Consider the following 15,170-nt stretch of genomic DNA (forward strand, 5'->3'; position numbering starts at 1 on the left):
GACCAGGAGTTGCCCCTTGCACCGACCCACGCCCGCGTCCGCCCCCCACAGGCCGTCCGACACCCCCGCACCCCGCCTCTACCGCCCCGAGGAGATCGCCGACACCCTCGGCTGCTCGGCCTGGTGGGTCAAGGACCGAGCGCGACGGCGTTTGATCCCGCACACCCGGGTCGGCCGCGCCTACCGCTTCACCGCCGAGCACCTTGCCGAGATGATCCGCCTGCACGAGGAGCGGCCGGCCCAGCCTGCGCAGACAGCCTTGCGGGCGACCGATCCGCTCTCCGAGCCCGGTACGCAGACCGGCTCCCCGCGACGTCGCCGCCCTGCCGTGGCACCGGCGACTCGCCTGCGGGCCCGCCCGCCGCGTCGACAGCAGCAGTACAGCGCTGTTGCTTGACTCGATCGCATCTGCCGAAGCCGAGGACGAGGAACAGGGGACAGCAGGACTTGGGTTTCGCGGAGAAGCGCGGAAGCTACTGGCGCGGCCGGTACAAGGTCGCGCCAGGCAAGCACAACACGGTCGTCGACGAGAACGGCAAGGCGATCAGGTTCGCCACCAAGGGCGAGGCCCAACGGGCAGCGGCCGAGGCCGAGAACAGGTACCGCCGCGGCGACTGGCGCGACCCGGCACTCGGTCAGGAGACCTTCGGGGAGTATGCGAACCGCTGGTACGAGGCCCAAGACCTGGCGGCTTCGACCATGCAGAACTACAAGCGCCACATCGAGGAGCACCTGCTCCCCGACTTCGAGGACAAGGCGCTCGCCGGCATCCTGCGCACGGACGTCGACCTGTGGGAGAAGAAGGAGAAGGCCCTCTATGCCGCCTCCAGCGTCAAGACCTGGCGCTCAACGCTCCACCTGATCTTCGAGGACGCGATCGACGAGGGCCTCATCACGTCCAACCCGGCCGCTCGCAGGCGCGGACGGGGTAAGCGCGCCGGTCGCTCCCGAGACCGTGGTCCGGAGAAGGTGGTGACCGACGCGCTCGGCATCCTGCTGACCGCCGAGCGCGCCGCCCTGCTCTCCGGCCGCGACGATGAGTTCGTCGCCGTGGTCCTCAAGGGGTACACCGGCATGCGCTGGGGAGAGATCGTCGGCCTGGAGACCGCGTTCGTCCGCCCTGGAGCCGTCCGGGTCGAGTGGCAGCTGTACGAGCTCGACACGGGGGAGCTGGTGCGCTGCCCGCCGAAGGACGACAGCTACCGCACCATCGACTCGATGGACTGGCTGTCCGCGCTGGTCGCCAACCACATCGCCCGCACGAAGCCCAAGCCGTGCCCCTGCCACGGCAAGACCTATGTCTTCCGAGGGCAGGGTGCAGCCCGTACTGGGGGCCACCAGGGCACGAAGCTCGTCGACGTCGCCCGTCGTGCCGGCGTCTCGACGGGCACGGTGTCCAACGTCCTCAACCACCCCGAACGCGTCGCCGAAGCCACGCGCGCGAAGGTCGAGCAGGCCATCGCGGACCTCGGGTTCGTGCGAGGCGGTGTTGTGCCGGAGCACGCTGCCCACTGGCGCAGGAATGGTTTCGCGACCTGGTTGTTCACGCCTGCGGTCTCCGGCTGGTACCCGAAGAAGGCACCACAGGAGCCACGGCCGGTGCCCCTACTGGGCGAGCCGTGGCCCGGTGTCCCGGCACGAGGGCGGGGTGCCAGCGACCGGGCCGACGCCTGCTGGCTCCCGATAGCCAAGGGACTCACGCCCCACGGCCTTCGCCACACCCACCGGACGATGATGGAGGACCTCGGAACGGAGAAGGTCCTCATGGACGAGCGCATGGGCCACATCGACGGCTCGGTCTCGGCGCGGTACGCCCACGTCACCCCAGGCATGCGCCGCCGCCTCATGGCTGGCCTGACCGAACAGTGGGAGGCGATGCTTGACGCGCGCCTGGCGATGTGTCCGACATCGCCGGTACGGGCGCTCAACGATCTTCTGCGCGCACGCCGGTAGACCAAGGGCTGCGTTTCACCCCCGAGCAGCCCTCAGCGCACTATGCGCCTATAGCCAGGAGATCGTCTGTTCCTCCTCGCAGGGCGTGCCCGACTCAGTCCATCGGTGCACGATCGTCCCCTGACGAGAGGTCCCCATATCGCAAGCGAGGAGGAAATCAACGAAAGACTTGGACGGGATGCGGTCGGCGGTCAGTTCGTCGAATACGTGCGGGTTGTGGCCCTCGCCGACAGGCTTCATCTCTAGGACGACGTTCTCGGCAGCGACGTCACCCAGATTCTCCACGCGCAGTCGCTCCCTCACACGCCGCATCTTGAGCCGACCTTTGCTGTCCTGCTTGGGTTCGGTGTCCCACTGGAAGCTTGAGCGGAGAAGCGCACCCGTCTGTGGGCCTTCTGACGTGTCACTCTTTGGGGCGCCAGCCGCATACGCGTCGTGCTCCAGGCATGTCCGCACCTTTGCCTTGAGATCATCCGCCGATGCGTAGGTGCCAGTGAGGCCGTGCTCTTGGAGCTCCTTGCGGAACGAGTTCAGAGCAGCGAGCTGCTCCGGATCGTGATCACGTGGGATTGGCGCGTCGGAGAAGAAGACGTGGACGGCCGCACCGCGATCACGGGCTCTGATGATCTCTTCGGCCGTACCGGAGACCGCGCGCTTCGTTGCCTGGCCGAGCCGGCTGTTGAACACCGCGACGACGATGTCCGCCTCGTCGGCGAACTGTGCGTTGATCACCTCCTGCGCGTCGCCCTGCCCGACCAGCGGCACTGCCCCCAGCTCCCATCGAAGAGGAAGGAGGTGGACCTTGCGCCGCATCGTGTGGTCGCTGTTCCAACTGCGGATGGAGTCCTCCACCACATCGCGATCAGGAGCGGTGTCGCCTGGGGAAGCGATGAGGACGCTCAGCGTCAGGGTCTGGATGGCCATGGCAGCCAGGCTAACCACAGCTACCGACAGTCCATCGCGGACTGCGAGTCTCCATGTTTGGGAGCCGGATCACCGAGTCGGCTCCCAAACGGCTGGGAACCAACCCGCTCCCCATCCCCCTTCGAGACCGCCCGAAACCACGACAGTCCGACGCTCTGACCATCTTGCCGCCCACAGGGTGCTTACAGATGGGGTGGCATCGCAGTCAGCCAGCGGCTCTATGGGCGTCCGGGGCTCGGCGTTGAAGACTGTCGATGTAGTAGTCCGGACTGAGGACGCGGCGGTATCGCGGGCGCCTCCCTGGGTTGATCTCCTCCGCCGGTTTGGCGAGGCGCTCGGGGGTTCTTTCCTGACCATCCTCTTGTGAGCACCCACTCGCTGTATGGCCTCACTGTCCAACCGGGCGTCGACCACACGGCCCCGCGTATACAGCTTCCGCCTCAGCGGCCAACCAGGCTTCGCGCCCGAGTCCGTGCGCGGGTTTCCGGGTGAGCAGCGCGTGATGCTGCGCAAGGCGTTCGAGCGCGAGCTGGCTGCGGAACTGGCATGGAAGCCAGCCCGCGTGCGGGAACTGCTGGGGATGCCGGACAGCCGCCCCGTGCTGAGTTTCGTCTGACGAGCCCAGCCCGGGGCCGGGATGGTGTGGTTCGCGCTGTCAGGTTGCCTTGGGCTGTGAGTCGGCCAGGTCGTTCAGGACCGCGTTGACTACAGGCCAACACATGTCCAGCGTGTCGCGGTCCGGGGTGTGCGCCTCTCGGATCTCGGCGCGCGGGTGGACGAAGTTGCGGTACTTGCGCAGCTCGTGGCAGAAGCGCTCCACATCGGCGCCGATCCAGCCCGCGTCATGACAGATCTTGATCAGCGTGTCCAGATTCACGTGGTCCGGGGACTTGTTGCCGAGCAGTGACGCGTCCCGTTCCTGAACCACATGGACGAGGACGCCTTCCAAGAGGCTGCCGAGCATGATGATGGCAGCGACGTGGGCGCCGTTGGCGTAGCAGGTGCGTGCTTCGTCCAGGCGGTGCTGGAGGAGCCCGGCCATAGTCTGGTCGCTGATCAGGTCGGCCATGGCTGCTCTGAGCTCGACCGGGCCCTGGCTGCCCGGATGAGCGAGAGAGGGGTCGCAGGCGAACAGGCGGGGCCGGCCCCCGGGGTTCTCCAGGCGGGCGCCCTCGTGGATGAGGAAGGCGTTGACGGCGGAGATGACGGCAGGGAGCTGGTCCGGTTCATCGAGGTACTCGCGCGGGTCGGCGAGCCGAAGCAGGACTTTTTCCAGCTCCGTGGGGTCCTCTCGGCGCTCGGTGAGTCGGGCAAGGGTCCACTCCCTGCGGTACTCGCCGTCGTACTCAGGCACCCGCTGCCAGCCGGCGTGCTCCAGGAAGCGGGCGATCTCGTAACCCTTGCGGTAGTAGAGGTGCTCGTCGCCGCAGATGACGCGGGCCAGTTCCTCCAGGGTGTTGGCGTCCAGGATGCCGAGTGGGGACTGCGGAGTCATGCCGGGCCTTCCGTGCTGGTGCCGTCGGTATCGTCGTCTTCGGTCATGTCGAGGGCAGCGACCGGATCAGTCGTGTCCGGGGTGTCGGGTGCGTCGGCTGAATCCTCGGCCAGCCCCTCGTCGGAGGAGAGGTCGAGCGGGGTCCACCGAGGAGTGCCAGATGCGGAGGGCGAGCGGGACTGGTCGTCGGGGCCGCCGAACGTGGCCGGATGAATCCCCAGCCGGTTCAGTTCTTCCCAAAGGCCGGACAGCGCTTCGTCGGGGTCGAATCGGAAGTCGCTCTCGCGGATGCGCCAGAACGTCCAGCCCACTCTTTGTAGTTCACGATCGCGCTGCTGGTCGCGCCGGATCTGCTCGGGTGTCGAGTGGTACCGCTCGCCGTCGCATTCCACGGCCAGGCACCCGCGTGCCCCTACGACGACAAGGTCGATGCGTTTGTTGCCCGCCGGGTACTGCGGGATGACGTGATAGCCGCGCTTCTTCAGACGTAGATAGACGTGCTGCTCGAAGAGTGATTCGAATGGTTTCTGCGGGATATCGGTCGACACCTCTCCGATGTCGGCGGAGCTGGCCAGTGCGGCGGGCGGGTTCTCCATATAAGCGAGCAGGTTGAACCGGAGGTCCTCCTTCTTCAAGCGGTCCGGGGGAACCGAGTAGAAGAGCCACATCTGGTCCTGGGCGCGGGACGCGGCGACGTTGTACGACTGCCGTTCGCTGCGCGCGCCGCCCGCGATGCGCGGCGGGTCGGTCGCGACCATCGACAGCAGGATGACGTGGCGTTCGTCGCCCTGGAACGACGCGGGGTTGCCCACACGGATCTGGTGACGCTCGCGCACCGGCGCCGGGATGCGCTCATTGATCAGCTGTTCCAGGAGCTTGACCTGGCCGACCGAACCCTGCAGAGCGATGATGCCCATGGTCTTGTCCCGGTAGGCGGGATCCTGCACGAGTCGGGCCAGGCAGTCGGCGATGGCCTCGGCTTCCTTGGGGTTGCGGAGCCGGCTGTCGCGGCCCTGGGTGACAGCCTCTTCGACGAACTGCGTCACGAGCGGATCAAGGCGCTCACCGCCGAATTGCCGCAGGGGTTGCAGTTTGTTGTTGTAGAAGGTCTGGGAGGACCAGCCGATGATCTCGGGCATGCACCGGAAGTGCTCCTCCAGCCGGATCACCTTCGGGAAGAATGTGGAGAGCAACTGGTAGAGGTTGGTGGCGGGGGTGTAGAGCTGGCGCAGCATGGGTGGCATGTCCGGCAGATGAGAGATGAGCCGGTCCTGGATCGCCTGAAGACGACCCATGCCGCTGACCGGGGGCGCGCACTGCTTGTCGTCCCCGACGACGATCACGCGGGGAGCGAGCCACAGTAGGAACAGCGCGTCCATGCCGGCCTGACTGGCCTCGTCGACGATGACGACGTCGAACGCGTCGCGCTTGGGCAGCACCATCTCGGCCACCTGCGAGATCGGCATGACCCACGCGGGTACGGCTCCTTGCGCCGTCCTCATGGCGTCGTGCGCCGCGGCACGGTACTTGCCCGCGTTGCGACCCTTGCCCTTGCCGTATGAGGCCATGTGGTTGCGGTACGCCTGGAGCGCTGACCGCTGCTCCTGTGTCATGCGCTGCAAGCAGTGCAGCCGACCCCAGGTGGCGGCGAGTTCACCGGTCAGGTCCTCCAGGTTTCTTTCGCACTGGGCCAGTTCCGCTTCAAGCTGACGCTCGCGGCCCGGGGTGCGCTGGCGGCGTACGAACGCGGAAGCCACAGCCCATGCCCACGCCTCGGCCAGCGAGTCCAGCCGCGCCTCCCAGGCAGGATCGTCGGGTGTCTGCGTCAGCTGGTCGGCGAGCAAGGGGTGTGCCCTGCGGACGCTGTCCAGGAGCACGGCGCACCGGCGGCGACGATGCTCCCGCCTATGTGCTTCCCGCAGCGCCTCCAGTTCCTTGGCGTAGCGGTCGATGTCCTGTTCTCGGATGGCCTGGGCGGCGGCCAGTGCTTCGGCGGAGGAGTGAGAACCCTCCACCGGCGTACGAAGCTGCTCCTCCCATGCGGCCAGCTGAGCCATGGCTTCATCGGCTGCCCGCCGACCGGAGAGGGCAGCCAGCGCGCTGGTGAAGTCCTGCCATGCCGCGCGGGAAGTGAGGGCGATGTGCAGGCCGTGGCCTACGAGCAGTTCGTCGATGCGCTCGCGTGCAGCGCCGAAGGCGTCGATGTGCTCTAGGCGTGCGAAAGCCTCGGCCAGAGAGGCCAGACGTAGCTCCACCGGCCCTTCCGGTAGGGAGACCCCGGCCTGCGCCCACCGCTCCGCGAGTGTGGCGACAGCGGAGTGAGCGCGCACGTGGACGAGGACGGAGTCGAGATCCTCCAGTGTCTCGGGCGGGCGACCGTTTACGGTGCACGTATCGAGCAGCTCCTGAGCGGCCTTCTGCGCCTTCGACGCACGGAAGCTGCCGCGAGCGCGCAGCTTGCCACCCGAGGCGAGATGCTCGCGCAGCGCAGAGCCGGTCGCGACCATCGCATCGGCTCGCTCGACGGAGAGCTGCTCGGGCACGATGATGCGCTTCATTCCCTGCTCGTCCAACTGCCGGGACATGACGGCGAGGTGATCGGCCAATCCGGACACTCGACGCCACAGGAGGAGGTTCTCGCGAGAGAGCCGGTCCGAGAGGGCCTTGGTGGTCCACTTGGCTGTATCCCACTGGTCGGCCGATGTCGGCAGACCGAGATGGTGCAGCGCCGTACGGCAATCACCGGCGAGCGAGGTCAGTTCACCGGTGACGGACATGTCGAGCTGGGCGAGATCGTCGCGAATGCCAGTTGCTTCCGAGGACAGGCCGTCATCGGTGATACGGCCGGCCGTGAGGGCCTGGGCCAGATCCTCGGGTGACGGCAGGCTGTCCGGATCCGGCAGAGTGCCACCCGCGCGTGGCTCAGCCGCTCCGTCATGCAGGAGGCTCAGCAGTTCCGCTGCCTGCGCGGGAGAGAGCGGGGGAACGGAGGGTGTCGGTCCTTCATCCGGAACCAGGCCGATCCAGGAGTGACGTGCGGCCTTGTCCTGGACGCGCTGCACTATTGCGGCAAGGGTGCCGGTGTATCCGGGCGCGATCTCCCGGTGACGGTAGACCTCGTTCTCCCGTAGCGCGATCACCTGCTCGGTGAGCGTGCTGATCCTTCCCCGCACCTCTTCACGGCGCGCGGTCAGTCGACGGATCTCGTCCTGAAGCTGCTCGGGATCACTGGCAGCGACCTGGTCAGTCAGGGCATTGATCGTGCGCTCCAGTTCATCCGCCCCGTCCTGCCGCGCGGAGCTGAGCAGGAGAACGCACAAGTCCCGCACAGCAGGCGGAAGTTTGTCTCGCAGAACCGTCAGAGCCTGATCGCGGGCACTGGTCACGAGAACCCGCTGTCCCTGTGCGAGCAGCGCGGAGACCAGGTTGGCGATCGTGTGTGTCTTGCCGGTCCCCGGCGGACCCTGCACCACTACACCTGTGTCGTGCTCCAGGCGCCTGAGCACACTCCGCTGCCGCTCGTTGGTCTTCCCAGGGAAGAGCGGGTCGTCCCCGAAGAGGGGTGGGATCTCGCGGTCACCCCAGTTCGCGCGCTCCTCCGGATCCAGTGTCGTCACCAGCTGAGCGAGCCCCAGGGGAGCGTGCGCCTCGAAGGCCACACTGTCCGCGATTCGGTCGTAGAAGCTCAGCAAGGCGTTTCGGTCCCGCGGACGCAACACCAGGGCTGGAGCGTAGGTCAGTCGCGCGCCTGCCTCCGGCTCGCGTGGAGGCTGCCACTCGGCGCTGAACGCGACCGGACGCTGCAGCACTCGCTCCTGCCATTGGACCAACTGCTCCAGTGCCTCCGTGCCGAGCAGGTGCAGCGACTGGGAAGCTATCTCCTCAGCGAGCGCGGCCGAGCGCTCGGGAGCCCAGCCGTCATCGGTGTCGAGAAACGCCTGATCCTCGAGTCGCACCGCGCCTTCGGCCATGAGCCGCACTGTCAGCCGGGCGGTCTTGCGCTCAACCGACGTCTCAACCCGGTGAGTGAGCAGATGACGATGGACGGCGTCGCCGCGCGGATCACTCCATGTCAACAGGCCAGTTGCCAGGACGAGTTCGAGTTGGTCGTCCTGCTGGGTCAGCTTCTGGTGCCAGTGGTAGATCTGCTCGTACAACTCCCGAAGGGATCGCTCCGCACGCTCGCGCTCTGCCCACCGGCGCCAGCGGTCGAGCCACGGACCATAGGCCCGCAACACTTCGGCTGCATCCTCTCGGCGGACGCTGTGGTCCTCCGCCTCCTCCCACCACTGACGGCCGTCCGCGGCTCGCACCAGCTCACGCCCCGGCCCTTCGAGTGCTAGCGGCGGATCACCGCCATCAGCGTCCTGGCACTGTTCCGCGGAAATCCATCCATCCAGCACCTCTGGTAGGGGCGGTGGTGCCGTCTGCGGCACGTGCTCGAGTGTGAGCAGCAAGCCGTCTACTCGAGCTGACGGGCGTCGTACGGATGCGGGCAGGTTAGCCAGCCACATGCGCTCCCGTGAGCGGCGGTCGTCGCGTAGACGGTTATGGCTGCTCTGCACGACTTCTTTGAGGAAGCCCAGCAGACCGGTGGTCTGTCCAATGACGTCAGGGTCGTTCGCGACACGTCGCGGCACGTTCACCTTGCTCCCCTCGGCTGATGGCGAACGTTTCAGGATGAGGGTGCCAGGCAGGCAGGACAACGCGTCCCGGGAGAATGGCGTGATATGTGCGGCGCATAGGCCGGATCGGCAACACGCCAAGACGGTTGTGCTGACAAGGATATGAGCACCCGTTCTACCCAGGCTGGTTCCGTATCCACGGTGGTCGTTCCACCGAAGGGATCACATCGGCCACTGGCCCACAGAGCTGCCGAGACTGCTGCTCAGGAAATGGGGAGGTTTGGGTGGCAGCACGGAAGCGGCGTCGATCCGCAGCGCGGAAGCACCGGGCGCAGCGCCTCAGGGCGGGCTTGATCGGTGCTGCGGACTGCCTCGTCCTGCTGAGCGTGTTCTGGCAGGTGATCTGGCGGTTCCTCGTCGGCGGGCTCGTTTCTCGTCGGGGGTGCCCTAGGAGGGTGGGGGCTATGGCGTACGACCCGATTGGTCAAAGGACGTGATCACCAGTGACGGCAGGCGGAGCCCTCAGGTCCGGTCACCGGTTCCTCGTCGAGGTGGACACGATGTCGGGAGGCGAGTCCGAGGACTTCGTCGCGGATCTGTGCCGACGGGACGGATGTGCTCGCCCGCTTCCCCGTGATGAGTCGGACGCTGCCCCCCGTGTGGACGAAATGGGAGCCGCCGGGAGCTGGATCCCGACCTCGGCTCCCAAGCGGCTCCCAAAACGACCCCAGGAACCACTCAGGGGCCTGATCCACCAAGTGGATCAGGCCCCTGACCTGGTACTTCTCTGTCGGGGTGGCGGGATTTGAACCCACGACCTCTTCGTCCCGAACGAAGCGCGCTGCCAAGCTGCGCTACACCCCGATCATCTCCGCGTTCCCGCGGCGACGACGTTTACTTTAGCCCACCGGTGGCCTGAGACGAAATCCGGTTTTCGGGCGGCTGCGGACGAACCCCGGGCACAGCCGGTCGACGCTGACCAGCAGGACGCCGAGCCCGTAGCAGGCGAGGGTCAGGAGGAGGGCATTGCCGACGGCGGAGAGGGTGCCGTCGCGGCCGGCGTCGAGGAAGGGGAGCGGGACGCGGCCGGGCGCGTCGGCCGGCAGCAGCGTCGTGCGGACCAGGACGAGGCCCACGTAGGTGAGGGGGTAGAGCAGCCAGGCGGTGGCGTGGCGCAGCCGCAGGGTGCGCGGGGCGGTCAGCAGGAGCCAGTCCAGCAGCGCCGCGACCGGGGTGACCACGGTGAGCAGCAGCGCGGCGACGGTCGCCCAGGGGGCGTCTGGGCCCGGGTCGGAGAAGGCGGGGCCGCCGGGGACGGCGAAGGCGTGGACCAGGGCCGCGAGCAGGACGTAGAGCAGCGCGGCCCCGGTGAGGGCGGGCCGCACCGGGCGGCCGGCGCTCCAGGCGCGCTGGGCGGAGACGGCCAGGACGACGGCGAGCAGGACGTTGGCCTGCACGGTGAAGTGGGTGAGGGCCTGGAACGGGCGGCCCAGGACCAGGCAGATGGTCACACCGCCCGCCGCCGCCAAGGCGGTGAACAGGCGGAACAGTGCCGTGAAGGGACGGCGTGAGCGGGGTATGACGGCTGTCGGGGGGACGTACGAGGGCGTCAGCTTGGCCCAGCCCGGCACCGCGGGGAGGCCCGGTATGTCCCTGGGAAGGGGAGCGGTCATGCCTTCACGCTAGGCAGAACGGGGCATACCGGGCGATTTAGCGCGGCCGAACGGGGGATTTCCGTGGCCGTGGTGGCAGGTGGGGGTGGGGGCGCCAGCTGAGCGGAGGCAGGTGGCGGCGGCGGTCGGACCTCGTTTCGCCGATCAGACCGCCGTCGATCAGACGTCCGCCGTCAGGCCGCTCCGTCCGTGCCGACCAGCGTCAGCAGCGTCGCCTCCGGCGGGCAGGCGAACCGGAACGGCGTGTACCGGTTGGCGCCGCAGCCCGCCGAGACGTGGAGGTAGGAGGTGTTGCCGTCGGCCGTGTGGGTGGACAGGCCCTTGACCCGGTCGGTGTCCAGGTCGCAGTTGGTGACCAGGGCGCCGTAGAAGGGGATGCAGAGCTGTCCGCCGTGCGTGTGCCCGGCGAGGATCAGCGGGTAGCCGTCGGCGGTGAACGCGTCCAGCGACCGCAGGTACGGGGCGTGCACGACGCCCAGGGCGATGTCACCGGCCCCGGACGGGCCGCCCGCGACCTCGTCGTACCGGTCCCGCTTGATGTGCGGGTCGTCCAGCCCGGTCAGCTCCACCGAGACGCCGTCGACCTTGAGGGTGCCCCGCGTGTTGGTGAGGTTGAGCCAGCCCGCCTCGTCGAAGGCGTCCCGCAGCCCCTCCCAGGGGTTGTGGATCGCGCCGACCGCCGGCTCGTTGCCGTTCAGCCCGTGCTTGCCCTGCACCTTCTCGACCAGGTAGCGGGCGGGGTTGCGCAGCTTCGGCCCGTAGTAGTCGTTGGAGCCGAAGACGTACGCCCCCGGGAACTCCATGAGGGGTTCCAGCGCGTCCAGCGTCTCAGGTACGCCCTCCGGGTCGGAGAGGTTGTCCCCGGTGTTGATGACGAAGTCGGGCCGCAGCCCGGCCAGCGAACGCAGCCACCGCTGCTTCTTGCGCTGCCCGCTCACCATGTGAATGTCGGAGACCTGCAGGACCCGCAGCGGGCGCATCCCGGGGGGCAGCACCGGAACGGTCACCCGCCGGAGCCGGAACGAACGGGCCTCGATCCCGGCGGAGTAGACGAGACCGGCGGCCGCGGCCGCGGTGATGCCGAGGGGGACCTTGTAGAGCGCGCGCATGCCGTCCATCGTGTCAGGGTGCCCGCTGGACCGTAAATCAAGGGGCGTTGCCTGCGACACACCTGCGACAATCAAGCCATGACCACGCTCAAGTCGAAGCTGCAGGAAGACCTCAACGCGGCGATCAAGGGGCGCGACGAGCTGCGCTCCTCGACGCTCCGGCTCACGCTCACCGCGATCACCAAGGAGGAGGTCTCGGGTACGGAGAAGCGCGAGCTCTCCGACGACGAGATCCTCAAGGTGATCACCCGTGAGGCGAAGAAGCGCCGGGAGGCGGCGGACGCGTTCGCCCAGGGCGGGCGGGCGGAGAGCGCCGAGCGGGAGAAGGCCGAGGGCGAGGTGCTCGCGGAGTACCTGCCCCAGCAGCTGGGCGACGACGAGCTGAACGAGCTGGTGGACCAGGCCGTCGAGGAGGCCCGCGCGGCCGGGGCGGAGGGCCCGAAGGCCATGGGTCAGGTCATGAAGATCGTGAACCCGAAGGTGGCCGGGCGGGCGGAGGGCGGCCGGGTGGCCGCCGCCGTGAAGCGGCGCCTGCTGGGCTGACACGGGCCCCGTCGCTCGGATGACGGCATGACGGCCCCTGGGGTGCCCAGGTGACTGCCCGGCGGCCCGGCTCCCCAACGGTCCCGGCTTCCCAACGGTCCCGGCTCCCCAACGGTCCCGTTCCGTATGGCAATCGGCCCCTTCCCGCACGCTGCGGGAAGGGGCCGATCGCCGTACGGGCGGGGAGGGCGGCCGCTAGGGGCCGTTGCCCCCGCCGTTCTCGTTGCCCTGGATCCAGCCGCCGATGGTCGGGTCGGTGGGCTGCGTCGTGCCACCCGTGAGGTCGCCACCGGTCAGACCGCCGAAGGTGAGGCCCGCGTTGGTGGCCGTGCCGCCGTTGCCGCCGCCTCCGTTGCCGTTCCCACCGCCCCCGTTGCCGTTGCCGTTCCCGCCGTTCAGGAAGCCGCCGAAGAGGCCCTCGCCGGGCCTGCCGTCGTCCTCGTCCCGGTCCGTCTCCCGGTCCAGGTCCGGGATGGCGACCTTGTTGAAGGACGGGGCGTCCTTGCCGACGAGGGCGCCGGTCATGGCGTCCTTCCAGATGGGCCCGGGGACCTGGCCGCCGTAGACCAGTTCGTGGAACCGGCCGCCGATGGTGATGTTGCGCATCTTCACCTGCTGCGTCGGGCTGCCCACCCAGACCGCGCCGGACAGGTTCGGCGTGTAACCGACGAACCAGGCGTTGCGGCGCTCGTCGGTGGTGCCGGTCTTGCCCGCGTTGTCACGGTCGCTCAGGCCCGCCTGCTTGCCGGTGCCGGAGTCGACCACGCCGCCCAGCAGCGTGTTGATGGTGTCGGCGGTCTTCTCCGACATGGCGCGCGAGCAGGTCGACTTCGGGACCTCCAGCGTCTTGGTCTCGTTGCCGATCTTCTGCGTCACCGACTCGACGGCGACCGGGGTGCAGTACATGCCGCGCGAGGCGAAGGCCGCGTAGGCGGAGGCCATGGTCAGCGGGGAGACGGACTCGGTGCCCAGGACCACCGCGGGGCTGGCCTGCGGCAGCTTCTTGCCGTCGCCCTGGACGACGTGCAGCTTGTTGGCCATGTCCAGCACCGGGCAGAGGCCGATGTCCTCGACCATCTGCACGAAGTAGGTGTTGACCGAGAGGGCCATCGCCTCCTTCAGCCGGTACGGGCCGACCTCCGACTCGCTCTCGTTCGGGACCTTCTCGCCCGTGGTGTTGACGTACCGCTCACCGCGGCAGCTCTCCACCGTCGGGTAGGGCATCTCGTACGGCGAGGAGTACTGCTGCGTCGCCGGCCGGCCCGCCTCTATCGCGGCGGCGGCGACGAACGGCTTGAACGTCGAGCCGGTCGGGAAGCCGGCGCTGTTGCCCATCTTCAGGTCGGCCGAGAAGTTGATGACCGTCTGGTTCTCCTTGGCCACCGAGCCGTACGGCCGGGACTGGCCCATGGCCACGATCTTGCCCGTGCCGGGCTCGACCAGGGTGGCCGCGGCGGCCACCTTGTCGTCCTTGTTCACGTGGTTCGCCAGCGAGGCCTGCACGGACTCCTGGGCCTTCGGGTCCAGGGTGGTCCGGATGGTCAGACCGCCCTGGTACCAGAGCTTGGCGCGGGCCTCGCGGTCCTTGCCGAACACCGGGTCGTTGAGGAAGACGCCGCGCACGTAGTCGCAGAAGAACGCGGCACCCTTGGTGGCCGTGATGCAGCCGTTGCGCGGCTGCTTGATCTTCAGACCCAGCGGCTTCTCCTTGGCCGCCGCGGCCTGCTTCTGCGATATGTCCCCGACCTGGGCCATCCGGTCGATGACGACGTTGCGCCGCTCCTCGGCCGTCTTGGGGTTGTTCACCGGGTCGTAGCGGGTCGGCGACTGGACCAGGCCGGCCAGCAGGGCGGCCTCCTGGAGCTCCAGGTCCTCCGCGGACTTCGAGAAGTAGCGCTGGGAGGCGGCCTCGACGCCGTAGGCGGACTGCCCGAAGTACGTGATGTTCAGGTAGTTCTCAAGGATCTTCTTCTTGCCGAGTTCCTCTTCGACCTGGATCGCGTACTTCAGCTCCTGGATCTTGCGCCCCAGGGTCTGCTGCGTGGCCTGCGCGACCTTGTCCGGGTCGTCGCCGGCCTCCTCGACGAAGACGTTCTTCACGTACTGCTGCGTCAGCGTGGACGCGCCCTGGGTGACCTCGCCGCTGCGCGCGTTGCTGTTGAGCGCGCGCAGCACGCCCTTCAGGTCGATCGCGCCGTGCTCGTAGAAGCGGGCGTCCTCGATCGCGACGATCGCCTTCTGCACCAGCGGCGACATCTTCTTCAGCGGCACCACGGTGCGGTCGCGGGAGTAGACGGACGCGATCTTCTCGCCCTCGGCGTCGAGGATCGTGGTGCGCTGACTGAGCGGAGGCGTCTTCAGATTGGCCGGGATCTCGTCGAAGCTCTCCACCGACCCCTTGGCCGCGAGGCCGAGCGTCCCGAAGGCGGGCAGGGCGATACCGGCCAGCACGCCTCCCGCGAGGACGCTGATCCCGAGGAACTTCGCGGCCTGCTGGACTGGCGACAGGCCTCCACCCGAGCGCTTGTTTGGCATGAGGGCAGCCTACGTTCTCGTTTGCCGGACAGAGGTAAATGCCTTGGCCTAAGCTGCTCCCGGCTGTCACGACAGCGGGTGCGAGCGAGGACCCGTATGTCGGGACGTCCGACGGCCCCGGATCGTTCCTGGACCGCCCGATCTTCTTCCCGGGGGATGCCCGAATCATCCCTCCGTGAGCAACGCCACCCTTATTGCGGTGAGTGGTCTGTCCCGATCCGCCGTGATGATCAGATTTGTCGCCAGGCCACTCCTCCGGGTGATCTGCCGCTTACCCATAGTCCGTTCGGACCATTCAAGATTGGGCCCGTCG

General features: G+C 68.1%; 10 protein-coding genes and 1 tRNA gene. 4 read left to right on the forward strand and 7 right to left on the reverse strand.

Translation table 11 applies throughout. The features are described 5' to 3' along the window. Window positions 1-16: 16 nt before the first annotated feature. Window positions 17-397: a helix-turn-helix domain-containing protein gene (locus ACWD3O_RS02170; protein ID WP_365827156.1), complete on the forward strand. Its 381-nt coding sequence runs from the start codon at window positions 17-19 to the stop codon at window positions 395-397. Between the two features lie 50 nt (window positions 398-447). Next, a complete protein-coding gene (locus ACWD3O_RS02175; protein ID WP_451414584.1) occupies window positions 448-1,953 on the forward strand; it encodes a LacI family DNA-binding transcriptional regulator in 1,506 nt (501 codons plus the stop codon). Window positions 1,954-2,001: 48 nt separating this feature from the next. Here ACWD3O_RS02175 and ACWD3O_RS02180 read toward each other — a convergent pair whose 3' ends face one another. Next, complete coding sequence (locus tag ACWD3O_RS02180) at window positions 2,002-2,877, reverse strand: hypothetical protein (RefSeq protein WP_451414585.1); 876 nt, start codon at window positions 2,875-2,877, stop codon at window positions 2,002-2,004. Window positions 2,878-3,259: 382 nt separating this feature from the next. Here ACWD3O_RS02180 and ACWD3O_RS02185 point away from each other — a divergent pair, with 382 nt between their 5' ends. Next, window positions 3,260-3,493, forward strand: a complete 234-nt coding sequence (locus tag ACWD3O_RS02185) for a hypothetical protein (protein ID WP_451414586.1) — start codon at window positions 3,260-3,262, stop codon at window positions 3,491-3,493. 39 nt (window positions 3,494-3,532) lie between these two features. On the opposite strand, the gene ACWD3O_RS02190 is transcribed toward ACWD3O_RS02185, so the two are convergent. The 5 genes from ACWD3O_RS02190 to ACWD3O_RS02210 form a co-directional block, all read right to left on the reverse strand. Further along, window positions 3,533-4,372 carry a hypothetical protein gene (locus ACWD3O_RS02190; protein ID WP_451414587.1) on the reverse strand — a complete coding sequence of 280 codons (840 nt, stop codon included), beginning with the start codon at window positions 4,370-4,372 and terminating at the stop codon, window positions 3,533-3,535. Further along, window positions 4,369-9,018, reverse strand: coding sequence for an AAA domain-containing protein (locus ACWD3O_RS02195; protein ID WP_451414588.1), 4,650 nt, complete (start codon window positions 9,016-9,018; stop codon window positions 4,369-4,371). Before ACWD3O_RS02195 ends, ACWD3O_RS02190 begins: the two co-directional genes overlap by 4 nt. Before the next feature lie 769 nt (window positions 9,019-9,787). Further along, a tRNA-Pro gene (locus ACWD3O_RS02200) sits at window positions 9,788-9,861 on the reverse strand. Window positions 9,862-9,896: 35 nt separating this feature from the next. Beyond that, window positions 9,897-10,670 carry a Pr6Pr family membrane protein gene (locus ACWD3O_RS02205; protein ID WP_451414589.1) on the reverse strand — a complete coding sequence of 258 codons (774 nt, stop codon included), beginning with the start codon at window positions 10,668-10,670 and terminating at the stop codon, window positions 9,897-9,899. Between the two features lie 173 nt (window positions 10,671-10,843). Next, window positions 10,844-11,779, reverse strand: coding sequence for a metallophosphoesterase (locus tag ACWD3O_RS02210; protein ID WP_451414645.1), 936 nt, complete (start codon window positions 11,777-11,779; stop codon window positions 10,844-10,846). Window positions 11,780-11,857: 78 nt separating this feature from the next. On the opposite strand from ACWD3O_RS02210, the gene ACWD3O_RS02215 reads away from it, so the two are divergent. Continuing rightward, window positions 11,858-12,322: a GatB/YqeY domain-containing protein gene (locus ACWD3O_RS02215; protein WP_451409694.1), complete on the forward strand. Its 465-nt coding sequence runs from the start codon at window positions 11,858-11,860 to the stop codon at window positions 12,320-12,322. A 195-nt stretch (window positions 12,323-12,517) separates the two neighbouring features. Here ACWD3O_RS02215 and ACWD3O_RS02220 read toward each other — a convergent pair whose 3' ends face one another. Beyond that, window positions 12,518-14,857: a transglycosylase domain-containing protein gene (locus ACWD3O_RS02220; protein ID WP_451414590.1), complete on the reverse strand. Its 2,340-nt coding sequence runs from the start codon at window positions 14,855-14,857 to the stop codon at window positions 12,518-12,520. Between the last annotated feature and the right edge of the window lie 313 nt (window positions 14,858-15,170).

It is taken from the genome of Streptomyces sp. NPDC002640 (genome assembly GCF_053592575.1).